This is a genomic window from Marinobacterium aestuarii, assembly GCF_001651805.1.
GTDB classification, from domain to species: Bacteria; Pseudomonadota; Gammaproteobacteria; order Pseudomonadales; family Balneatricaceae; genus Marinobacterium_A; species Marinobacterium_A aestuarii.
In genome coordinates this window covers 2,280,311-2,302,394 of the sequence record NZ_CP015839.1, presented here as the reverse complement: position 1 = coordinate 2,302,394, position 22,084 = coordinate 2,280,311, and the positions used below count along the sequence as shown (strand labels likewise).

Sequence of the window (22,084 nt, the reverse complement as noted above, 5' to 3'; positions counted from 1 at the left end):
TTTTCACTAGCTCAGCTATATCTTTATACCGAGGTAACATGATTTCTCCTTGCCAGTTAACATTTGTATCGTAGCCTCGGAGGCCGATTTGCCTGAGGCCAGTATTTCCTGATAAATTTTCGTCAAAAAACGGGCGCAAAGCCAAGCGGCATAAGTCGCTCAGGTCATTTTCTCATTCGAACACCATTTTGACAAAACGATCACCAAGCCTCATATCCACATTTGGGCGTTACACTGTAAATTCATGATTTCAAAAAAGTATCAGCACAGTTTAGGTCATTTGCCAAGATACTGGCCTACGAGGCCGTTTGCACTGCATACGGCCCTGAACTCAATACCTCCACCTCGTTGCCCTGCTCTTCTGAAAGGGCTGAACGGGCTGAAAAACCACGCTACCGCCCTAACGATGACGAAATACGGACTGCATTCGATGCAAGCAGCGCCAGGAAGAACGGAGGGATTGAGATTGGGGAAAGTTCACCCAGCCTGGCTTCCGTTGCTCAGCTGACGATTGTGCTTTTATGACGATCAAAACATGCACCGGTACTCCGTTGGTGCTCGAAGCATGATGCCGAAAGCAGGGGCAAGGAGCAAGGGGCGAAAGCGAGGAAAAAGGGGCTAGGTGAAAGGTTAAAAAAGCAACAGCTGATTCGTGATTCGTGATTAATCATGGCGGCGTACCGGCCCACGGTGCAGTTCAGCACCACCGGGATATCAGAGCGGCTTCGATCCCCCTCAGCAGCCGACGAGCACCGGGACTATGCTCCGATCAGACCCGAAGGGGTGAGGCAGGGACTGCCGAACCGTCGATTGGGGACATGGATGTCCCCTGAGCGACGTCCGGAGCATCGTTCCGGCGCGCAGTGTAGCCGAAGGCCGGCTGATGGGTGGCGCGCTTCCTTTGCCTACTTTCCTTGTCGCGTAACAAGGAAAGTAGGTCGCCGAGAGGCGAAATGCAGACTGACAGAAAACCTCAAAATTATCCGCCCACACAGCCAGTCATATAGCCCCACCGTATGCCTGCCATCCATGGCCATATGTCGGCGAGCACTGGCGCTATTGTGCGATCAGGCCCGCAGGGGCGATGACAGGGACTGTCGAGCTGCAGATTAGGAACAGGATGTTCCGACTCTTCACCTTGAAGGCAGGCCCCCGCACAAGAGCGTCAGAGCGCAGCGTCAAGGCTTCATCGGGGCACCAGCTTTCAAGGTAAAGAGCCTTGCACTCTTCCCCTTGTAAAAAGCCCTTGTCGCGTAACAAGGGCTCTCTACAAGGTGAAGTAGGTCGCCGAGAGGCGAAATACAGACTGACAGATAACCTCAAGGATATCCGTCCACAGAGCCGGTTATATAGTCCTACCGTATGCCTGCCATTCACGGCCATATACCGCGAACGACCAGCCAGCAGGCGCGAAGACAGGAGATGTCGAGTTGCCTATTAGAAACAGGATGTTCCGACTCTTCACCTTGAAGGCAGGCCCCCGCACAATGGCGTCAGCGCTCCGCGAAAATACTTCTGCGGCAGCGCATTCTTGAAGGTAAAGAGCTTTGGTTACTTTCTTTGCGCGTGCACGACCGCCCGGTCGACACAGGGATAACCAGTAAGCCACCGACGCTCTCGATGAACACACTCAAGACATCCTCGATCAAAACGGGCAAGCACAGTCCCCATGAAACGCCTCACCTGTACCTGGATGCTCAAAATACAAATCACTGGCATGCAACAGCAAACGCTCTGCCATCTGTTCACTCTGCTCGCTTTTATACAGATCACACCCAAGAATGGGATGGCCCATTTCCAGGCTGTGAATGCGCAACTGGTGTGTACGCCCGGTAAGCGGATTAAATTGCACCCGGCTGCACCGCGGTTGCTCCAGGCGCTCTAATACCCGGAATTCACTGATGGCTGCTTTACCGGTGCTGTGGCAAATTTTCACCCGGGGAAAATGGTTTTTATCTTTCGCGATGGGCGCTGTGATCTGCCCCTGATCGTCGGGAACCCAGCCCTGGAGCAGAGCCAGGTAGCGCTTTTGAATCCTGCGCGCTTGAAACTGTTGATTGAGATGTTGTGCCGAGGCTGCATTCAGCCCCACCACCATAATGCCGGAGGTTCCAAAATCCAGTCGATGGGGTAACTTTGCTTGCGGGAATGCGGGGCTCTGCCCCGCCTGGCCGTGCACCAAACGGTAGTGCACCGAATCCCAGTTGAGGGGATTTTTGCCCGACAAACTGAGCAGGCCACTGGGCTTGTTGATCAGCAAGATATCGTCATCCTGATACAGAATGACCACCAAAGCGTCACACACCGGCGCCACAAAGTCATCAACGATGGCATTCATCGGCGGGCTTGCACTGGACATCTAAAATTCCCCGCTATTGATATGCATAGGCCCTGGCAGACAGTGTGGGCTGGCGGTACTGGTGACTGTTGTTCGAAAAATGACGGCCATTATCGCACCGACCCAAGCACGACGACCACCGAAACATCAGAGCGGCTCCAATTCCCCTTCTGAGCAGAAAATTGCTCCTGCATTTTCTGGCTACTGGCCATCCATGGCCATATGCCGGCGAGCACTGAGGTCATTCGGCGAAATGGCCCGCAGGGGCGCAACAGGGACTGTTGCGCCTCCGATGAGGTACATGGATGTACCGTCAGCGGAGCCCGTCTAATGATCTCAGAGCGCAGCGAACAGGCTTCTGCGGGGGGCGCATTCTTGAAGGTAGGAGCTTGGTTACTTTCTTTGCGCGTGCACAGAAAGTAACACGACCAGGAGATCGTAACAGGGATTATCAGATAACCACCGAAGCTGGATGTAGTGCGGATCCCTCCGAAGAATGCCCTCATCACCGATGGCCAAAACCCGGAAGGGTTACCCATGTCATTGAATTGAACTGTTACCTATGTGGTTGAACTGTAACCGGGCTTTCTTTGGATTCTTTAATTACACGAGTAAAGAAAGTATCGCGCCAACAACTCTGGATTCTCCGCGACTCCCGGCGCAACCACAGCCCCCAATAAAACTACACCCAGCCCGCATTTTTCATCCACAGCAACAGCGCACCCGCCTGGGCCCGGTGCTGGCCAAGCGCCCGCGCCAGCGCGTCCTCTGGCTGATCCGGCGCATCCCGACAAGCCCGCAACAGTGGCGCCAGGGCGACACCGTTGAGGTGCCACATTCCCAGCGGCTGATCCGGCGTCACCACCACCTCGGCCTCGTCGATCAGATCACCATTGAGCACCACCCGGCGGGCAATCTGCACCTGGGTGGGGGTTACGCTCTGGTGCATGGCCTCGGTATCCGGCCAGGCACGGCGCGCCTGCCAGAAGGGCTCACCGGCACAGTCCTGCTCCATGTCATAAAAGTCCCGCCCGATACGGGCAAAGCGATAGAACAGATGCTCCACCCGCGCCTGGTGAAAGGCACGGGCCTGGGCGCTGCGCTCGGGGTGGCGCAGCAGCGTATTGATCACCGCCGGCGCCTGCAGCGCACTGGAGAGCGACTGGAAAATACCATTGCCAGACAGCGGATCCACCGCCATGGCCGCATCCCCTACGCGAATCCAGTTATTCCCCACCGGCTCCAGACACAGGATAGGCGTGCTGGTGCGGGCCTGGGGCTGGCCTATGGGCGCCGCATCCTGCATAAAGGGCTGCGCCTGGGACAGGCTCGCAAGGCGCTTCACGCAAAATTCGGTGAGCTGCTCCTTGGGTGGCAGGGCGGCACTGGCAACATCCAGCGTCAGCTGCAGATAGCGCTGCCCGTCCGCCGTGGCGGCCATCCAGGCCCAGCCGGCATCGAAACTCTGCACCGCCGAGCGCGGCGCCATGGCAGGCCCCTGCCAGGCTTGCAACAGGCTCACGGTTTCAGGCCCGCGCAGGCGTTCAAGCCCGGCGCCAGGGGCTGCGCGCCCCCGCGCTTCCACCAGGAAATCCGCCTCCAGCATGAACGGGGGGTCACCGCCGGCTTGCACTTCGACGCTATAGCCCTCGCACCCGCCATCCTGCACCTGAGACAGGGACTGGGCACGACTGCTGCGCACCCGCCCGGCAATCAGCTTTACACCCTGGGCCACAAGCTCAACACCGATGGCCAGATCCAGCTCGACGCGGCGAATCAGACGCTCGGTATTGGCGCCACTGGTCTCGCCATTCCAGGTGACCTGGCGCGGCGACGGCGCTGGCATTGCGGCCAGCGCCTGAGCAAAGCCCGCCTGTTTAAGGCCCGCCAATACCCGCTCGGACACGCCTTCAAGGGCGGCAAAGGGCCTGGGTTCGGCCACCACCGTGACCCGGTAGCCCAAACGCCGCAGGCCGAGCGCCACGGCACCGCCGGCAGGCCCCGCCCCCAGCACGACTATATGCGGATCGGCTCTGTGCAATTTTTCAGTCGCCGCCATCTATCGGTCTCCAAGCGCTAGCCAAAGGTGAAAAATGAACCAGTGTAGCGGCTGGGCCTCACCGGATACAGACGCAAAAAAGCCGATGCACCCAGGGGCGCATCGGCTTTTTGTTCTTCTAGCCCAACTCAGTCCTGCAGCTTGTCCCAGACTTCCTGATCGCGCTCGTCGGTCCAGATACGCGGCCAGTCGATACCATCGAACTCGTCCCACAGGCGCTGCACGTCGAACGGCAGGCAGTGCTCGAAGATCGGCCACATGCCGAACTTGGGCGCCAGGTGATCACGGGTCGCCTCGAAGGCTTCCTTTACAGTACCGCCACGCTTGTGAACCTCACCGACCTTCTCTTTCATGCCGTTGAGGAAACCACGGGTCTGCTCGATGGCGGCATCCACGTCTTCACGGCCATGGGCCACAGCACCGCGGCCACCGATCAGGGTCTCGGCGCCATAGGCTTTGACCTTGTCCAGGGTCTCGGTGGACCAGTCAAAGTGGAACGCATCACCGGTGTAGAGCGCGGCGGCCGCTTCCACCAGGTCACCGGCAAAGAGGATCTTGTGCTTGGGCAACCAGGCCACAATGTCGCCAGCGGTGTGGCCACGGCCACAGTATTCCAGAATCAGGCTGCCACGGTCGCCGCCCAGCGGAATTTCCAGACGGTCGTTAAAGACGATATCCGGATGGGTCAGGCCCGGGATGCCTTCAGGTTCGCGGAACAGGCGCGGCATGCGGCCGAACTCGCTGGCCCAGTCCTGCATGCCGCGCTCTTCGATCAGGAATTGGGTCTTTTCGTGGGCGATGATGCTCTGGGCTTCATAGGCAGAGGCACCCAGTACACGCACGGCGTGGTAGTGCGACAGCACCAGGTATTTCACCGGCTTGTCGGTGTATTCACGCAGCTGTTCCAGCCAGTCACGGGCCGCCTTGGGGGTGGCGCGGGCTTCGAAGGCGATCAGGAAGTCTTCAGCTTCGATCACGCCGACATTCGGGTCCCCTTCGGCGGTGAGGGCGTAAACGCCATCGGCCAGCACTTCGAGGGTTTCTTTCTTGTCGCCAAGGTCCGCAGAGGACGCAAAAGGTTTTTTAGCCATTGTTCTCATTCCTGCATCAAGTCAGTTATCCGCCAGGCCCTGAGACCCGCCGCGATAGGGTTTGGCACCAGGCTGCGCTATACAGTGCCCCCGGATACCTGCTTAAAATTCTGTGTAGCGCTATTTACTAAATATCTTTCGCCAGGGTACTGGCCGCCGGCAGATGTTCGCGGGCGATACGGGCTGCCTCGGCCAGCACGTCCAGGTCGCCGATATGATTACCCAGCAGCAACAGCAGGCGGGCATTCACATCCATGCACTGGGCTGGCTCCAGCTCGCGGTACAGTTCAGTCAGCATGGCGTAGTAGTCGTCCGGTACGGCCAGATTGTTGTCTGTTATCAGTTGCGGCATCTGTCCTCTCCTCTTCAGTGTCCGGTTGCGGTGCGCTGCATGGCCTGGATGCGCTGCGGATCGAAGCGGCGTCCGCGCCCGCAGACATGCTGATCGGGCCGCATCAGGTAAAAGGTGCCGGGCATGGCATCAAAGCGCTCGGCCACAACCTCCCGATGATCCACCAGCAGCTCAACCCCCGCCGGCAACTCGATATCAAGCGCCACCGGGGACACCAGGCGGGTTTTGATCGGCACGGGTTGGGCGCCAAGCTGCGCCAGCGCGGCCATGTCGGCGGCATCTGGCAGGCTATCGCCATCGATAAACCAGAGCGCATTGAAATCATTACCCAGGGCGCTGAGCAGATAGTCATCCTGGTGGTTTCGCAGTACCGGGCCATCGGTGCTGGGCGCACCGGGCACCATTGCGCCGGCAAAGGGCTCGGTATCGGCGGTATTCAGGCTGGAATCGACGTAGACCGAGGGCAAGGAGAGCCGGCCGGAATTCACCAGATTGCGGGCAAACGGATAGCTGCGCGACAGGTTCAGCACGGCATCGCGCAGCGCCCGGCTGGCGTCGTTTTTAGGCGTAATAAAGTCGGTGGAACGGGTCGAGTTGAGGATGTTTTCATCCGCCGCCTGCAGACGCTCGCGGGTGTAGCTGTCCAGCAGCGCTTCGGGCGCCTGGCGATTCAGTACCAGCGCCAGCTTCCAGCCCAGGTTGTCGGCATCCTGCACACCGGAATTGGCGCCGCGGGCGCCAAAGGGCGATACCTGGTGCGCCGCATCACCGGCAAAGATCACCCGGCCGTGGCGAAAATCATCCATGCGGCGACAGCAGAAGGTATAAACGCTGGCCCACTCCAGTTCGAACTCGACATCATCGCCGAGGAAGGCCTTGACCCTGGGAATGATATTTTCGGGTTTCTTTTCCTCCTCCGGGTCCGCATCCCAGCCAAGGTCAAAGTCGATACGCCAGACGTTGTCAGGCTGGCGATGCAGCAGGGTCGACTGGCCATCATGGAACGGCGGGCTGAACCAGAACCAGCGCTCCGGCGGAAAACGCTTGGGGTCCATCAGCACATCAGCGATCAGGAAGCGATCCTGGAATACCTGGCCGCTGGAGCTCAGGCCGCAAAGCCCTCGAATATCGGAGTTGGCGCCGTCGCAGGCCACCAGATAATCGGCTTCAAGCTGATAGGGGCCATCCGGGGTATCGACACTCAACAACACGCCCTCGCCCTGCTGTTCCACCGCGGTAATCTTGTTCTTCCAGCGCAGATCGACCTGTTCCAGCTCGCCGATACGCTCCACCAGATACTGCTCGACATAGTACTGCTGTAGATTGATAAAGCCGGGACGACGATGGTGAGATTCGGGTAGCATGTTGAAGCTGTAGACCTGATCCTCTTGAAAGAAAACCTTGCCCAGATTCCAGGTCACGCCCTTTTGTATCATGCGCTCGCCAACCCCCAGGCGATCCATGATTTCCAGCAGGCGCTTGGCATAGCACACCGCCCGGGAGCCGACACTGACGGTGTTGTTGTCATCCAGCACCACCACCGGAATCTCGTGCAGCGCCAGGTCAACCGCCAGCGCCATGCCGATGGGGCCGGCGCCGCCAATCACCACCGGACGACGCACAGGCGTCGCGCTGTCCTGATCGGCGCTGCGCACATAGGGATAGGTCGGAAATGCGTAGGTTTTAATCATAGTCCCGCTCTTCTTCTTGTGGCCCGTCCCGGGGCTGCAACTCTGGCAGCAGCGGGAATCAGTCTTGAGTGGGACCAGCATAACCAAGCAGTACGGCGGGATAATCAGGCGTAGAAGAAGAACTTTATTTCCATACAGGAAACAAACCGGCTCAGACAGCGCCCTTGTCTGCCGGCGGCAGGCTCTGGGGCAGGTGCTCGTTAAGCCAGCCGGCAAAGAAATCGACAAAGCGACTCACCTTGAGCGTGACCGACTCACGGTTGGGGTAAAACGCATAGGCGGCCAGGCGCTCGGGCTCGGCATGGGGAAACACCGGCACCAGCTCGCCGCGGGCGACATGGGGCGCAATAATGAAGGATGCCAGGTTGGCAATGCCGCGATGCGCCAGCAGGGCTTCGCGCACTACTACACTGTTATTGGCGCGCAGATCGCCGCTGACCGTGGCCACCTGGGGCGCCTCGCCCGGGGCACCCAGTTGCCACTGATGGGCGTTTTCGGCATGCACGAAGATCAGGCAGTTGTGGCCCTGCAGCGCCTGCACCGAATCGGGCACCCCCTGATCGGCCAGATACTGCGGTGTGGCGCAGATAAACATCGGGATATCGCAGAGCTTGCGCGCCACCAGGCTGGAATCCGGTAGCTGGGAACCCTTGATGCGAATCATCAGGTCGTAGCCCTCGCGCACCATGTCCGGCATGCGGTCATCCAGCGTTACTTCAAGGCGAATATCGGGATAGCGCGCCATGAATTCGGGCAGCGCCCGTGACAGCACCAGCTGACCAAAGGTCATGTTGCTGGAAATGCGCAGCAGGCCGCGGGGCTCACCCTGAAATTCAGCCACCAGATTTTCGGCCCCCGCCACCTCCTCCAGCACCACCTTGCACTGGCGATAAATGGCCTCCCCTATATCGGTGACATTGAGGCTGCGGGTGGTACGGTGCAGCAGGCGCGCCTTGAAGTGCTGCTCCAGCATGGCGACCTGCTTGCTCACCGCAGAACTGGACACCCCCTGATCATCTGCCGCCTGGGTAAAGCTTCGCAGCTCGACCACCCGTACAAAGACCCTCATCGCCGACAGCAGATCCATCCTTCAGCCTCCCACATGCGTTAACCGGCGTCGCCGGCAGAGCGCCAAGGCTGACATATTTATTCCTGATTAGCATCAATCCACTTTCAGACCGCAGTACCCGCAACAGCAGTACCGCCCGGCGCGACCAGGCCCGGAATGCAAAACGGCGCCCTAAGGCGCCGCTGGGCGAAAACACTACCACGACAATCAGCGGTGCTTGAACTCTGGCCTGCGCTTTTCGGCGAAGGCGGCCATGCCTTCAGTGCGATCTTCAAAACTGAAGCTGGAAGCAAAGGCCCTGCGCTCGAACATCAGGCCCGCGCTAAGTCCTGACTCGAACGCCTGATCCACCGATTCCTTCACCATCATGGCGATGGGACGGGACATGGCGGCGATGCGCGCCGCGGTTTTAATCGCTTCGGCTTCGAGCTCCGCCACCGGCACTATGCGGCTGACCAGCCCGACCCGCTCGGCTTCCTCGGCATCCATCATGCGCCCGGTAAGACACATTTCCATCGCCTTGGCCTTGCCGACTGCCCGTGCCAGACGCTGGGTACCGCCGGCACCCGGCAGGGTACCGACACTGATTTCCGGCTGGCCGAAACGCGCCGTGTTACTGGCCAGAATAAAATCACAGGCCATGGCCATTTCACAGCCACCGCCGAGCGCATAGCCCGACACCGCCGCGATCACCGGCTTGCGCCGGCGCTCCAGTCGCTCCCAGCCGGAGCCCGGCAACTGCGGAAAGTCGGTAAGGTAAAGCTCGGTAAACGCCTTGCTCTGCATCTCCTTCAGATCGGCGCCAGCGGCGAAGACCTTTTCACCGCCGCTGAGGACGATGGCGCCGATAGCCTCATCCTGTTCCAGCGCCTGCAGGGCGACCCCGACCTCATTGATCAGAGCGACCGACAGTGCATTCATGGCATCAGGCCGGTGCAGCCGGATCAGGCCCACCGCACCCTGGATTTCAACCTGAATCAGTTCATAACTCATGGCAATGATTCACTCTGTTTGATTCACTTTGCATCTTTCACTCTGAACCTAAGGCGCGTATCAGGACTGATACTTGGGCTTGGCCGTACCACCATCGCAGCGGGGACGGTTGGGTTCCACTTCCGTCTGGGCCTCACAAAGCTCCATGCTCTCCAGGCAGCGGCGCGTCAGGCGGTGGTACTCGGCGGTACCCTCCGCCTTCCAGCGCACTTCCTCGGCGCTGAGGGTGCGCCGGACCTGGGCCGGCGAGCCCACCAGCATGGCGCGCGGCGGACAGTCAAACCCCGCCTTGACGAACGCATTGGCGGCGACAATGGACTCTGGGCCTATATGGGCGCCGTCCATCACCACGGCGTTCATGCCCACCAGGGCATTTCGCCCCACGCGACACCCATGCAGGATGGCACCGTGGCCAATATGGCCGTCCACCTCGACCACGGTATCGGTCCCCGGAAAACCGTGCATCACACAGTTGTCCTGCACATTGGCGCCCTCTTCCAGCACCAGGCGACCGAAGTCCCCCCGCAGGCTGGCATTGGGACCCACGTAACAGCCCGGGCCTACAATGACATCGCCGATCAGCACCGCGGTGGGGTGCACATAGGCGCTGGGGTCTATAACCGGTGTCACACCCTCGATTCGATAAATAGGCATCGGCGGTTACTCGGCAGCAGGTGGTGGTACATCACGGCGGCTCTGCACCACCACGAAGCGACGGCTGACAAAAGCGCCATCGGTGAGGCTGGCATTGGCCGCAGGGTTGCCCCCGGTGGCGTGAAAGTCACTGAACGCCGCCGACTGGTTGACAAAAACGCCGCCTGTCAGGTTGCACGACAGCGCCACTTTCACATCCAGTGCCAGTTCCTGCGCCTGATCCAGCACGCTGTCAGACGTGGAGTAGACCCCCAGGGTGATAGCACCCTTCTCGCTGATGACCTTGCGGGCCAGGGCAAAGCTGTGCTCGGTGCTGTCGGTGGCGATCAGGAAGGTCACAGGCCCGAAGCGCTCTTCGCTGTAGGTCTCAATAGCGGCGGCATCGACCTTGAGCAGCAGCGGCGTGCGAATGCGCGCATTGGCGAAATCAGGATGCGCCAGGGTTTCACTGGCCAGCAGTACCTCGCCAAGGCCCGCACATTCATCGATGCGCGCCAGGGTGTCCGTGCTCTGGATCGCACCCAGCACATTCACCGCCACCTCGGGGTTGGAAAGAAATTTGGAGATGGAACCGCTCAGGGTAGCCGCCACCTCATCAAAGCTCAGGTGACCGTCGTCGGTGTCGATACCGTCGCGGGGAATATAAATGGCCTGGGGCGTGGTACACATCTGGCCGGAATACAGGCTCAGGGTGAATGCCAGGTTGCGGCCCACAGGCTTCAGGCTCGCGGCGCTGTCGATAATCAGCGTATTGACGCCGGACTTCTCGGTAAAGACATCCGCCTGGGGACAGTTCTGTTCCAGCCAGTTGCCAAAGGCGGAAGAGCCGGTGAAATCGATCAGTTTGACCGCCGGGTGCTGCGCCAGGGCCTTGGTGACGGGGCTCTGCCTGCTGTCCGGTGCCATGGAGACCAGGCAGGGATCAAAGCCCGCCTCTGCCAGCACCTCCTGTGCAATCTGTACGCTGATGGCCACCGGCAGCACCGCGCCCGGGTGGGGTTTCACGATCACCGGGTTGCCGGTCACCAGGCTTGCGAACAGGCCCGGGTAGGTATTCCAGGTCGGGAAGGTGGCGCAGGCCACCACCAGGCTGATGCCCTTGGGCACCACGCGGAAGGTTTTCTGCATCGCCAGTGCCGGATGCTTGCCCTGGGGCTTAACCCAACTGGCGCTTTGCGGCACCTGCTGCATTTCGGCAAAGGCGCGGGCCACGGCTTCAAGGCCGCGATCCTGGGCATGGGGGCCGCCGGCCTGAAACGCCATCATGAAACCCTGGCCGGTGGTGTGCATCACCGCATAGGCCATCTCGAAGCTGCGTTTGTTCAGACGGTCGAGAATCTCAAGACAAACACCGGCGCGGGCCTCTATTCCTGCATCACGCCAGGCCGGCATGGCCGCCAGCTGACGGGCGATCAGGGCCTCGGTATCGGGGCGGTCATAGCCAATGTTCAGCGCCAGACCATAGGGCGACTCTTCCTCGCCCACCTGCTCGGCCACGGCTGGAACCTCGAGCGCGAACGGCTGGCCCAGATAGCCATCAAAGCGGGCACGGCCATCGATATTGGCGGTTTCGCCATAGATACGTCCGCTGGCGACTTCCGGATAGGGTGACCAGAATTCCCGCGACCGGTTCGTCGCTATGGCCTTTTCCAGCGTGCCTTGGTGCGCATCATAAAAACTCTGAGCCTTGGACATATACCGATACTCCTGTTCGTGACCATAAAGGCGCCGCAGGTTGCGCCACGCCTAGGGCGGAGCCGCCTGAGCAACCCCCCTGGCGCTACAGAAACCCCTGTTCCTGCGTCGCCCTGCAATGATCGAATCCTAATTACACGGTTTTTATTTGTCAAAGACATATTTTGTAACATTAAATATATGCACCTTCAGACAGCAACACTGCAGCCCTGTTTTCCGGGTATCGAAAAAACGCTAACAAAACCCACTTAATTAATACAAAACAGCTAGTTACAATCCAATTACGATCATTAAATCAGTCTATATCAGGCGTCGATATCGGCCCGGCTCAGGCCTCAACCCTCTTTAAAAACAGGACACCATCATTACAAATAGACACGTAAAATTACTATTTATCTATTTATTAGTATCTCTTTAGAGATTATCCTGAGCTTCTCAGCTAATCACTGCGCACAAACACAGCAGCGCGGACAGACAGAACAAGAGGGAGAAGGATGCTGAAATTCCTGCTTGCCGAGACAGCCAGCGAGGGCGTACTGCTTATCCGCCTTAACCGCCCCGAGGCGCTGAATGCACTCAACACCGAATTGCTGGGAGAACTGGCAGACCTGCTGGACGCTGCCGCCATAGACCCCCAGGTACGCGCGGTGGTGATCACCGGCAGCGACCGCGCCTTTGCCGCCGGCGCCGACGTGCGCGAGATGGCACAGCTTGACGCCGTGGGCGTACTCAAGGATGCCCGCGTGGGGCACTGGGCCCGCATCGCCGCCTTCCCCAAACCGCTGATCGCAGCCGTTAACGGCTTTGCCCTGGGCGGTGGCTGCGAACTGGTGATGCACGCCGACATAGTCGTGGCCGGGCACAGCGCCCTGTTCGGCCAGCCGGAAATCAACCTGGGCATCATTCCCGGCGCCGGCGGCACCCAGCGCCTGATTCGCACCGTCGGCAAGGCGCTGGCGTCTCAGATGGTCATGACCGGTGAGCCGATCAGCGCAGAGCGCGCCCGCCAGGCAGGCCTGATAAGCGAGATCACCGAACCCGAACTCACCCTGGAGCGCGCCCTGACCCTGGCCCAGACCCTCGCCACCAAGGCACCGCTCGCGCTGCAACAGGCCAAGGATGTACTGGCCCGGGCGCAGGAGTCGCACCTTGGCAGCGGCCTGGCCTATGAGCGCAAGGCGTTCTGTCTGCTGGCGGCCACACAAGATCGCAACGAGGGCATCAGCGCCTTCCTGGAAAAACGCACACCGACCTATAAGGGACGCTGATCGCGCTTTCAACAGCAGAGTACTGCTCTGCTGGTCTGAACCACCCCGACAGCCGCACCCCTGTTCCAACGACAAGCATCGCCAAGGAGCCCTTGCCCATGACGTACCAGCACATCGAATACAGCGTTGAAGAAGGTGTCGCCCTGCTGACCCTGAACCGCCCCGCCAGCCTCAACAGCTTTAACACCCAGATGCACGAAGAGGTGCGCGACGCCCTGAAAAGCGCCCGCCGGGATCCCGCCGTACGCTGCCTGATGATCACCGGCAATGGCCGTGGCTTTTGCGCCGGCCAGGACCTGTCGGATCGCAACGTGGCACCGGGGGCCGAACGGCCGGACCTGGGCCTGTCGATCGAACGCTACTACAACCCCATGATCCGGACACTGCGCAATTTCCCGGCGCCGGTGATCTGCGCCGTGAACGGTGTCGCCGCCGGTGCCGGTGCCAATATTGCACTGGCCTGCGACATCGTCTTTGCCGGTCGCTCCGCCAGCTTTATACAGGCCTTCTGCAAGCTTGGCCTGCTGCCGGACTCCGGCGGCACCTGGACCCTGCCCCGCCTGGTGGGCCAGGCCCGGGCCACCGCCCTCGCCATGCTGGGTGACAAGATCAGCGCCGAACAGGCCGCCCAGTGGGGCATGATCTGGTCCTGCGTGGAAGACAGCGATCTGCACGCCACCGCCCTGGCCTGCGCCCGACACCTGGCAACGCAGCCCACCCAGGGGCTGTCGATGATCAAGCGCGCCCTCAACGCCAGCAGCACCAACAGCCTGGACGAGCAACTCGATCTGGAGCGTGATCTGCAGCGCCTGGCCGGGCGCACCGACGACTACCGCGAAGGTGTCGCCGCCTTTATGGCCAAACGCAGCCCCGCCTTCAAAGGTCACTGAGGAGACAGCATCCATGCACGCATTGGACACAGAACAGAGCGTCGCCGTGATCGGCGCCGGCGCCATGGGCGCCGGCATTGCCCAGGTCGCCGCCAGCGCAGGCCACCCGGTGATGATCTATGACACGGCAGCCGGTGCCGCCCAGGCCGGTATCGCCAGCATTGCCAAAGGACTCGAGCGCCAGGTGGCACGCGGCAAGATGGACAGCGCCCAGCGCGATGCCATACTGGCGCGCCTGAGCCCGGTCAGCGATCTGCAGGACCTGACACCGGCCCGCCTGGTGATCGAGGCCATCGTCGAGAACCTCGCCGTAAAGCAGCAGGTACTGGCCCAGGTCGAGGCAATCTGTGGCGTCGACTGCATCCTGGCCAGCAACACCTCGTCGATCTCGATAACCTCAATCGCCGCCGGGCTCACACGACCACAAAACCTGGCCGGGCTGCATTTTTTTAATCCGGCCCCCGTAATGAAACTGGTGGAAGTCGTTGCAGGGCTGGATACAGACCCCGCCATCGCTGACTGCCTGCTGGCCACGGCCCGCGGCTGGGGCAAGCAGGCCGTGCTGGCCAAGTCCACGCCGGGCTTTATCGTCAATCGCCTGGCACGGCCTTTTTACGCCGAAGGTCTGCGCCTGCTGGAGGAAGGCGCCGCCGACAGCGCCACCCTGGACGCACTGATGCGCGATGCCGGCGGCTTTCCCATGGGACCTTTCGAGCTGATGGATCTGATCGGTCACGACGTCAACTACGCCGTCACCCGCTCGGTATTCGATGCCTACTACGGTGACGACCGCTTTCTGCCATCCCTTACCCAGCAGGCACTGGTCGAGGGCGGCCGACTGGGGCGCAAGAGCGGCCGCGGCTTCTACGATTACCGCGACGGTGCGGCACCTGCCGAGCCCCGCAGCCTGACCGGCGACGGGAGCATACCCAGCCAGGTTCTGGTGGAAGGCTCGCTCGGCCCGGCCGAGGGTCTGGTGCAGCGTTTCAAGGACAGGGGCATCGAGGTGGTGCGCCGCGATGGCAGCGGCCTGATGCGCATCGGCGACAGCGTACTGATGCTCAGCGATGGCCGCATGGCCACCGAGCGCGCCGCCGTTGAGGGTATCAGCAACCTGGTGCTGTTCGATCTGGCACTGGATTACAGCCGTTGCCGTCGCCTGGCGATCAGCCGCTCCAACCAGGCCGCTAGCTGCGCCCTCGCGCCCGTTGTCGCGCTGCTGCGCGCCGCCGGCATTGAAGCCTCTCTGCTGGATGACGCACCGGGCCTGGCTGTCTTGCGTACCGTCGCCATGCTGGCCAACGCAGCCGCCGATGCCGTACACCAGGGGGTGTGCAGCGCCAGCGACGCCGATACCGCCATGCAGTTTGGCGTGAACTACCCGGCAGGTCCGCTGGCCTGGGCTGACCGACTGGGCCTTGAGTACATTCACCGCACCCTGACTCATCTGCAGCAGAGCTATGGCGAAACCCGTTACCGCCCCTCGGTGCTGCTGCGCCGCAATGCCTTTGCAGGAGTATCCATGCATGACTAACTTAAACACCCAACCAGACCCGGCCGGGATGAGCCCGCAACAGCTGGCAGAGGCCTGCGCCCAGGCCATGTTCGCCAGAGACACCGCCACCCAGGCACTGGAAATGGAGATCCTTGAGATCGCCCCCGGCAGCGCCCTTATCCGCATGCCGGTTGGCCCGCGCATGATCCAGGGTCACAACAGCTGCCACGGCGGCTATATCTTCACCCTGGCCGATTCCGCCTTTGCCTTCGCCTGCAATACCTACAACGCCATTACCCTGGGCGCCGGCTGCAGCATCGACTACCTGGCTCCGGCCAAGCTTGGCGACCTGCTCTGCGCCCGCGCCCAAGAGCGCTCGCGCAGCGGCCGCACTGGCGTCTATGACGTGACCATAGAAAATCAGCATGGCGACTGCATCGCCCTGTTTCGGGGTAAATCCCACCAGGTTCGCGGCACCCTTCTGCCCGAGCCTGCAGATACACAGCTCTCAGACCAACCAGCTGTAAAGGAGACGCGCGCATGAAAGAGGCTCTGATTATTGATGCGATACGCACCCCCATCGGTCGCTATGCCGGCAGCCTCGCAAGCGTGCGGGCCGATGACCTGGGTGCCGTGCCCATCAAGGCCTTGATGGCGCGCAACAGTTCGGTGGACTGGGGCCAGGTGGATGACGTTCTCTACGGCTGCGCCAACCAGGCCGGTGAGGACAACCGCAACGTGGCACGCATGTCCGCGCTGCTGGCGGGCCTGCCCGTGACCGTACCCGGCACCACCCTGAACCGCCTCTGCGGGTCGGGCATGGATGCCGTGGGTCTCGCCGCCCGTACCCTTAAGGCCGGCGAGGCTGATCTGATGATCGCCGGCGGCGTGGAGTCCATGTCCCGCGCGCCCTTCGTGATGGGCAAGGCCGAATCTGCCTACAGCCGCAGCGCGGCGATGTTCGACACCACCATTGGCTGGCGCTTCGTCAACCGGCTGATGAAGGCCCAGTTCGGTGTAGACTCCATGCCGGAAACGGCGGAAAACGTGGCAGCGGATTTCAATATCTCCCGTGCAGACCAGGATGCCTTTGCGCTGCGCAGCCAGCAACGCACCTGTGCGGCCATCGAGGCCGGGCGTCTGGCCGAGGAAATCGTGCCGGTGAGCATCCCGCAGCGCAAGGGCGATGCAGTGCTGTTCGACACCGACGAGCACCCGCGCGGCGACACCCGCATCGAAACCCTGGCAAAACTCGCCACGCCCTTTCGCGAGGGTGGCAGCGTCACCGCCGGCAATGCCTCGGGTGTCAACGACGGTGCCTGTGCCCTGCTGCTGGCAAGCCGGGCGGGCGCTGAACGGTACGGCCTCAAGGCCCGTGGCCGCGTTGTCGGCATGGCCACCGCCGGCGTGGAACCGCGCATCATGGGCTTTGGCCCGGCGCCGGCGGTGCGCAAGGTACTGGCCCAGGCGGGTCTTGCACTTGAACAGATGGATGTCATCGAGCTTAACGAAGCCTTCGCTGCTCAGGCCCTGGCCGTGCTGCGCGATCTGGGTCTGCCGGATGACGCCGAACACATCAACCCCAACGGCGGCGCCATTGCGCTCGGTCATCCGCTGGGCATGAGCGGTGCCCGCCTGGTCACAACGGCCCTGAATGAACTGGAGCGCCGCCAGGGCCGTTACGCGCTTTGCACAATGTGTATAGGCGTGGGCCAGGGTATTGCCATGATCATTGAGCGCCTGGGCGACTAACCCCATGCCAGCGCCAGTACGAACAATGCGGAGCGACGCCAGGGCCGGTACGCCCTTTGCAGCATCTGCATCAACATCTGCATCGGCGTGGGCCAGAGCATCGCCATGGTCATAGAACGCCTGGGCGACTAACCCCATGCCAGCGCCAGTACGAACAATGCGGAGCGACGCCAGGGCCATTACGCCCTTTGCAGCATCTGCATCAACATCTGCATAGGCGTGGGCCAGGGCATCGCCATGGTCATAGAACGCCTGGATGCTTGATACCGATTCGCCTTAGTCCATTTGCCTTATGTCTTTTTAAGAATGCCCCAGCCCGCCGCAGCGCTGCAGTAACGCGACAGCGCCAGGCAAAGCGACAACAATAAAGAACAGGAATGACTGCCATGAACAGCCCGGTAAAAAAAATGACTCATCTTCTGGACCCGATCGAAACGGCCAGTATCGACGCGCTGCGCCAGACCCAGCTTGAGCGCATGCGCTGGAGCCTGCTGCATGCCTACGAAAATGTGCCCTTCTACCGCCAGAGCTTCGATGCCGCCGGCGTGCATCCGAGCGAGCTTAGCAGCCTGGCGGACCTGGCGAAGTTCCCGTTCACGGTAAAAAACGACCTGCGGGACAACTACCCCTACGGCATGTTTGCCGTGCCGATGCGGGATATCGTGCGCCTGCACGCCTCCAGCGGCACCACCGGCAAACCGACGGTCGTGGGCTATACCCAGAAGGATATCGATACCTGGGCCAACGTTGTGGCCCGTTCCCTGCGGGCCGCCGGTGCCCATGCCGGCGACATCGTCCATGTGGCCTACGGCTATGGCCTCTTTACCGGCGGCCTGGGGGCGCACTACGGCGCCGAGCGCCTGGGCTGCACCGTGATCCCGATGTCCGGCGGCCAGACCGAAAAACAGGTCCAGCTGATCCGTGACTTCAACCCCGATGTGCTCATGGTCACACCGTCCTACATGCTCAACCTGGCCGATGAAATGGACCGCCAGGGTGTGGATCCGCACCAGTTGAACCTGCGCCTGGGCGTGTTCGGCGCCGAGCCCTGGACCGGCACCATGCGCACGGAACTGGAACGGCGCCTGGGCATTGATGCCATGGACATCTACGGCCTGTCCGAGGTGATGGGCCCCGGTGTCGGCATGGAGTGCCTCGAAACCAAGGACGGCCCCACCCTGTGGGAGGACCTCTTCTACCCGGAAATCATTGATCCTGCGACCGGCGACGTGCTGCCGGACGGCGACTATGGCGAGCTGGTGTTCACCACCCTCACCAAGGAAGCCCTGCCCATTATTCGTTACCGCACCCGGGACCTCACCCGCCTGCTGCCGGGCACCGCAAGGCCCATGCGCCGTATCGACAAAATTACCGGCCGCAGCGACGACATGCTTATCATCCGTGGCGTCAATGTGTTCCCGACCCAGGTCGAGGAACAGATACTGCGCCTGGCGGAACTCTCGCCCCACTACGAGATGGTCATCAGCCGCAATGGCAACCTGGATCAGGTGGAAGTGAAGGTCGAGCTCAAACCCGAGGCCGCCGGCATTGGTGCCGAAGGCAAGGCCCGCGTGATCAAGACTCTGTCACACCATATCAAGTCCTATATCGGCATCAGCACCGCCATCAGAGTCACGGCGCCCGGCAGCCTGACCCGCTCCGAAGGCAAGGCCAGGCACGTTACAGACCTGCGCTGATACCACTGCGGGCAGGCCCTCACAGGTCTGCCCTTTTTTTAATCTTAATATGACACGTATTTTTATCTTTACTTATTATTATCGTGTCATATAATCCTAATCAACAGACAGCGCCTGGGCGCATGCAGTTGAAATGAACAGGAGCCTTTATGTACGCACAACTGGTAGATACCGGCGTTAAACGCGTCAAGACACTGGATGAAATGGCCCCCCAAGAGCGGCACTTCCAGGAAAAAATCGATGCCGACATCAAGATCGAAGCCAAGAACTGGATGCCGGAAGCCTATCGTCGCACCCTGATTCGGCAGATGTCGCAGCACGCCCACTCCGAAATCGTCGGCATGCTGCCAGAGAAGAACTGGCTCACCCGGGCGCCAAACCTCAAGCGCAAGCTGCAGCTGCTGGCCAAGATCCAGGATGAAGCCGGCCACGGCCTGTACCTGTACAGCGCCGTGGAAACCCTGGGCGCCGACCGGGATGAAGAACTGGAAAAGCTGCACAGCGGCGAAGTGAAATACTCCAGCATCTTCAACTACCCGTCCCGCAGCTGGGCCGATATGGGCACCATCGGCTGGCTGGTCGATGGCGCCGCCATCGTCAACCAGGTTGTACTACAAAGAACATCTTATGGCCCATATTCCCGTGCCATGATTAGAATTTGCAAGGAGGAGAGCTTCCACCAGCGTCAGGGTTACCAGATCCTGCTGGAGATGATGCACAACGGCACCGAGGAACAGAAAGCCATGGTGCAGGACTCGATCAACCGCTTCTGGTGGCCCTCTCTGATGATGTTTGGCCCCCACGACAGCGACTCGCCAAACTCGGCGCAGTCCATGCAGTGGAAGATCAAGCGCATGAGCAACGATGACCTGCGCCAGCGCTTTATCGATCAGACCATCCCGCAGCTCGAACTGCTGGGCTGCACCGTGCCGGACCCCGAGCTGAAGTGGAACGAAGAGCGCGGTCACTACGACTTCGGCGCCATCGACTGGAGCGAGTTCTACAGCGTGCTCAAGGGTAACGGCCCCTGCAACAGGGAGCGCCTCAAGACCCGTCGCGACGCCTACGACAACGGCGCCTGGGTGCGCGAAGCCGCCCACGCCTACGCCAAAAAACAGCAACAAGAAGCCGCTTAAAACGAGGACACGCCCATGTCTGACTGGACCCTTTTTGAAGTATTTGTACGCAGCAAGCACGGCCTGAATCACAAGCATGTTGGCAGCGTGCACGCCGCCGATGCCACCATGGCCCTGGAAAACGCCCGCGAGCTGTACACCCGCCGCAGCGAAGGTGTCAGCCTCTGGGTCATGCCCTCGGCGCAGATCACCGCCTCATCGCCGGATGACAAGGACCCGCTGTTCGACCCCAATGACGACAAGGTCTATCGCCATGCCACCTTCTACGATCTCCCCAAAGAAGTCGGCCACATGTAACGGAGGCACCGCATGACCACGCAACACGCCTTGACCGAATACCTGCTGCGCCTGGGCGACAGCAATATCATCCTCGCCCAGCGACTGTGCGAATGGATTGGCCACGCCCCGGTGCTGGAAGAAGAGCTGGCGCTGGGCAACGTGGCACTGGACCTTTTCGGCCAGGCCCGCAGCTGGCTGGAGTACGCGGCCCAGCTGCAGGGCGAAGGCCGCAGTGCCGACGACCTGGTGTTTGGCCGCAACGAGCGCGAATACCGCAACCTGCTGATCAGCGAACAGAGCAATGGCAACTACGCCGATACCCTGGCACGTCAGTACCTGTTCGATGCCTGGCACTATTACCTGCTGCAGGCACTGCAGCACAGCACCGATGAGCAGGTCGCCGCCATTGCTGCCAAGGGCCTGAAGGAAGTGACCTACCACCTGCGCCGTTCCAGCGCCTGGATCAAGCGCCTGGGGGACGGCACCGAGGAAAGTCACCAGAAGATGCAGCAGGCCATAGACGACATCTGGACCTACAGCGGCGAAATGATGATGACCGACGCCATCGATGCGCCCCTTGTCGCCGCCGGTATCGTCCCCGACATGACCGCCATCACGGCACAGTGGCAGGCCCATGTAAGCACCACCCTGACCGAGGCAACGCTGTGCTGCCCGGCACAGGACAGCTACATGCAACGCGGTGGCAAACAGGGACTGCACGGCGAACAGCTGGGCTTTCTGCTGGCCGAAATGCAGTTCCTGCCCCGCGCCTATCCGGACGCGGTCTGGTAGGCCGATTCAGAACCCTAGCGTCGAATACTGGAGGTATCGCCATGCGTCAGCCACCGCTTATGAGCCACAGGGCCAATAGCCTGATCGTCAGCGACCGCACGCCGCTGATCAGAGCGCAGTTGCCGTCGCTGCAAGGCGTCTGGGACATACTGGACAGGGTGCTGGATCCGGAGGTGCCGGTGGTGAGCGTGGTGGAGCTGGGCATTATTCGAGACCTGGAATGGCAGCAGCAGCGCCTGCAGGTCACGCTGACGCCCACCTACTCCGGCTGCCCGGCCACCGCCTTTATCGAGGAGGAGATTCTGCAGGCGCTGCACCAGGCCGGTATCCCGGATGTGCAGCTCAGGCAGCAGCTGGCACCGGCCTGGACCACCGACTGGATCAGCGAGAGCGGGCGCAACAAGCTGCGTGACTACGGCATAGCCCCACCGGTGGGCAGCGCCAGCAAACGCAGCCTGCTGGGGGAAGATCCCATCGTCGCCTGCCCGCAATGTGGCTCGGAGCACACAGAGCGGGTCAGCGAATTTGGTTCCACCGCCTGCAAGGCGCTCTATCGCTGCACCGACTGCCTCGAACCTTTCGACTACTTCAAGTGCATATAAACAGCTGCTGCCCATAGCACCTGTGGACAGCCGTTGAGTAACGAAGGTTAGGTTCCGGAATCTTGGGTTTCGGACTGTTGGGTTGCGCTGCGCTCCATCAACCTACGAATCACGAACCACGAACCACGAACTACCAATCACCAATCACCAATTACCAATTACCAATTACCAATTACCAACTACAAATGACATTTCAGAATTCGTAGAACGCAGGGCCAAAACCCAACACAG

General features: G+C 61.0%; 19 protein-coding genes. 10 read left to right on the top strand and 9 right to left on the bottom strand.

All coding sequences use genetic code 11. The annotated features are described in order from the left end of the window. Window positions 1-1,645 precede the first annotated feature (1,645 nt). From A8C75_RS10140 to paaN, 9 genes are all read right to left on the bottom strand, one after another. Entirely contained in the window at window positions 1,646-2,359 is a 714-nt protein-coding gene (locus tag A8C75_RS10140; protein ID WP_067381564.1) for an RluA family pseudouridine synthase, read from the bottom strand. Window positions 2,360-3,020: 661 nt separating this feature from the next. Then, entirely contained in the window at window positions 3,021-4,397 is a 1,377-nt protein-coding gene (gene qhpG, locus A8C75_RS10135) for a flavin-dependent monooxygenase QhpG (protein WP_067381561.1), read from the bottom strand. Window positions 4,398-4,525: 128 nt separating this feature from the next. Further along, on the bottom strand, window positions 4,526-5,488 hold the full coding sequence (locus A8C75_RS10130) for an MBL fold metallo-hydrolase (protein WP_067381558.1): 963 nt from the start codon (window positions 5,486-5,488) through the stop codon (window positions 4,526-4,528). Between the two features lie 127 nt (window positions 5,489-5,615). Continuing rightward, entirely contained in the window at window positions 5,616-5,840 is a 225-nt protein-coding gene (locus A8C75_RS10125) for a DUF2783 domain-containing protein (protein ID WP_067381555.1), read from the bottom strand. 14 nt (window positions 5,841-5,854) lie between these two features. After that, a complete protein-coding gene (locus tag A8C75_RS10120; protein WP_067381552.1) occupies window positions 5,855-7,531 on the bottom strand; it encodes an FAD-dependent oxidoreductase in 1,677 nt (558 codons plus the stop codon). A gap of 151 nt (window positions 7,532-7,682) precedes the next feature. Then, on the bottom strand, window positions 7,683-8,618 hold the full coding sequence (locus A8C75_RS10115) for a LysR family transcriptional regulator (RefSeq protein WP_067381550.1): 936 nt from the start codon (window positions 8,616-8,618) through the stop codon (window positions 7,683-7,685). A gap of 189 nt (window positions 8,619-8,807) precedes the next feature. Continuing rightward, window positions 8,808-9,593 (bottom strand): enoyl-CoA hydratase-related protein, encoded by a 786-nt coding sequence (locus A8C75_RS10110; RefSeq protein WP_067381547.1) that lies wholly within the window; start codon window positions 9,591-9,593, stop codon window positions 8,808-8,810. 60 nt (window positions 9,594-9,653) lie between these two features. After that, window positions 9,654-10,247, bottom strand: a complete 594-nt coding sequence (paaY, locus tag A8C75_RS10105) for a phenylacetic acid degradation protein PaaY (protein WP_067381544.1) — start codon at window positions 10,245-10,247, stop codon at window positions 9,654-9,656. A 6-nt stretch (window positions 10,248-10,253) separates the two neighbouring features. Continuing rightward, the gene (gene paaN, locus A8C75_RS10100) at window positions 10,254-11,942 is read right to left on the bottom strand and encodes a phenylacetic acid degradation protein PaaN (RefSeq protein ID WP_067381541.1); all 1,689 of its coding nucleotides are present in this window, start codon (window positions 11,940-11,942) and stop codon (window positions 10,254-10,256) included. A gap of 494 nt (window positions 11,943-12,436) precedes the next feature. Here paaN and paaF point away from each other — a divergent pair, with 494 nt between their 5' ends. The 10 genes from paaF (at window position 12,437) to paaD (ending at window position 21,853) form a co-directional block, all read left to right on the top strand. Beyond that, the gene (gene paaF / locus A8C75_RS10095; protein ID WP_067381538.1) at window positions 12,437-13,210 is read left to right on the top strand and encodes a 2,3-dehydroadipyl-CoA hydratase PaaF; all 774 of its coding nucleotides are present in this window, start codon (window positions 12,437-12,439) and stop codon (window positions 13,208-13,210) included. A 98-nt stretch (window positions 13,211-13,308) separates the two neighbouring features. Further along, window positions 13,309-14,100 (top strand): 2-(1,2-epoxy-1,2-dihydrophenyl)acetyl-CoA isomerase PaaG, encoded by a 792-nt coding sequence (paaG, locus tag A8C75_RS10090; RefSeq protein WP_067381535.1) that lies wholly within the window; start codon window positions 13,309-13,311, stop codon window positions 14,098-14,100. A 13-nt stretch (window positions 14,101-14,113) separates the two neighbouring features. Next, window positions 14,114-15,634, top strand: coding sequence for a 3-hydroxyacyl-CoA dehydrogenase PaaH (gene paaH / locus A8C75_RS10085; protein WP_067381532.1), 1,521 nt, complete (start codon window positions 14,114-14,116; stop codon window positions 15,632-15,634). Next, complete coding sequence (gene paaI / locus A8C75_RS10080; RefSeq protein WP_067381530.1) at window positions 15,627-16,139, top strand: hydroxyphenylacetyl-CoA thioesterase PaaI; 513 nt, start codon at window positions 15,627-15,629, stop codon at window positions 16,137-16,139. Before paaH ends, paaI begins: the two co-directional genes overlap by 8 nt. Next, the gene (gene pcaF, locus A8C75_RS10075; RefSeq protein ID WP_067381527.1) at window positions 16,136-17,347 is read left to right on the top strand and encodes a 3-oxoadipyl-CoA thiolase; all 1,212 of its coding nucleotides are present in this window, start codon (window positions 16,136-16,138) and stop codon (window positions 17,345-17,347) included. Before paaI ends, pcaF begins: the two co-directional genes overlap by 4 nt. A 386-nt stretch (window positions 17,348-17,733) precedes the next feature. Further along, window positions 17,734-19,044, top strand: a complete 1,311-nt coding sequence (paaK, locus tag A8C75_RS10070; protein WP_067381524.1) for a phenylacetate--CoA ligase PaaK — start codon at window positions 17,734-17,736, stop codon at window positions 19,042-19,044. A 149-nt stretch (window positions 19,045-19,193) separates the two neighbouring features. Then, window positions 19,194-20,180 carry a 1,2-phenylacetyl-CoA epoxidase subunit PaaA gene (gene paaA, locus A8C75_RS10065; protein WP_067381521.1) on the top strand — a complete coding sequence of 329 codons (987 nt, stop codon included), beginning with the start codon at window positions 19,194-19,196 and terminating at the stop codon, window positions 20,178-20,180. A gap of 15 nt (window positions 20,181-20,195) precedes the next feature. Then, window positions 20,196-20,477, top strand: coding sequence for a 1,2-phenylacetyl-CoA epoxidase subunit PaaB (paaB, locus tag A8C75_RS10060; protein WP_067381518.1), 282 nt, complete (start codon window positions 20,196-20,198; stop codon window positions 20,475-20,477). Window positions 20,478-20,489: 12 nt separating this feature from the next. Next, entirely contained in the window at window positions 20,490-21,251 is a 762-nt protein-coding gene (gene paaC, locus A8C75_RS10055) for a 1,2-phenylacetyl-CoA epoxidase subunit PaaC (protein ID WP_067381515.1), read from the top strand. Between the two features lie 41 nt (window positions 21,252-21,292). Beyond that, complete coding sequence (gene paaD, locus A8C75_RS10050) at window positions 21,293-21,853, top strand: 1,2-phenylacetyl-CoA epoxidase subunit PaaD (protein WP_084783946.1); 561 nt, start codon at window positions 21,293-21,295, stop codon at window positions 21,851-21,853. Window positions 21,854-22,084: the final 231 nt, after the last annotated feature.

Excerpts from the sequence above, each read along its gene's own strand:
- paaK (WP_067381524.1), top strand. The coding sequence starts at position 17,734 with ATGAACAGCCCGGTAAAAAAAATGACTCATCTTCTGGACCCGATCGAA.
- paaC (WP_067381515.1), top strand. The coding sequence starts at position 20,490 with ATGACCACGCAACACGCCTTGACCGAATACCTGCTGCGCCTGGGCGAC.
- pcaF (WP_067381527.1), top strand. The coding sequence starts at position 16,136 with ATGAAAGAGGCTCTGATTATTGATGCGATACGCACCCCCATCGGTCGC.
- paaF (WP_067381538.1), top strand. The coding sequence starts at position 12,437 with ATGCTGAAATTCCTGCTTGCCGAGACAGCCAGCGAGGGCGTACTGCTT.
- qhpG (WP_067381561.1), bottom strand. The coding sequence starts at position 4,397 with ATGGCGGCGACTGAAAAATTGCACAGAGCCGATCCGCATATAGTCGTG.
- paaI (WP_067381530.1), top strand. The coding sequence starts at position 15,627 with ATGACTAACTTAAACACCCAACCAGACCCGGCCGGGATGAGCCCGCAA.
- A8C75_RS10140 (WP_067381564.1), bottom strand. The coding sequence starts at position 2,359 with ATGTCCAGTGCAAGCCCGCCGATGAATGCCATCGTTGATGACTTTGTG.
- paaD (WP_084783946.1), top strand. The coding sequence starts at position 21,293 with ATGCGTCAGCCACCGCTTATGAGCCACAGGGCCAATAGCCTGATCGTC.
- paaB (WP_067381518.1), top strand. The coding sequence starts at position 20,196 with ATGTCTGACTGGACCCTTTTTGAAGTATTTGTACGCAGCAAGCACGGC.
- paaH (WP_067381532.1), top strand. The coding sequence starts at position 14,114 with ATGCACGCATTGGACACAGAACAGAGCGTCGCCGTGATCGGCGCCGGC.
- paaA (WP_067381521.1), top strand. The coding sequence starts at position 19,194 with ATGTACGCACAACTGGTAGATACCGGCGTTAAACGCGTCAAGACACTG.
- A8C75_RS10120 (WP_067381552.1), bottom strand. The coding sequence starts at position 7,531 with ATGATTAAAACCTACGCATTTCCGACCTATCCCTATGTGCGCAGCGCC.
- A8C75_RS10110 (WP_067381547.1), bottom strand. The coding sequence starts at position 9,593 with ATGAGTTATGAACTGATTCAGGTTGAAATCCAGGGTGCGGTGGGCCTG.
- A8C75_RS10125 (WP_067381555.1), bottom strand. The coding sequence starts at position 5,840 with ATGCCGCAACTGATAACAGACAACAATCTGGCCGTACCGGACGACTAC.
- paaY (WP_067381544.1), bottom strand. The coding sequence starts at position 10,247 with ATGCCTATTTATCGAATCGAGGGTGTGACACCGGTTATAGACCCCAGC.
- paaG (WP_067381535.1), top strand. The coding sequence starts at position 13,309 with ATGACGTACCAGCACATCGAATACAGCGTTGAAGAAGGTGTCGCCCTG.
- A8C75_RS10115 (WP_067381550.1), bottom strand. The coding sequence starts at position 8,618 with ATGGATCTGCTGTCGGCGATGAGGGTCTTTGTACGGGTGGTCGAGCTG.
- A8C75_RS10130 (WP_067381558.1), bottom strand. The coding sequence starts at position 5,488 with ATGGCTAAAAAACCTTTTGCGTCCTCTGCGGACCTTGGCGACAAGAAA.
- paaN (WP_067381541.1), bottom strand. The coding sequence starts at position 11,942 with ATGTCCAAGGCTCAGAGTTTTTATGATGCGCACCAAGGCACGCTGGAA.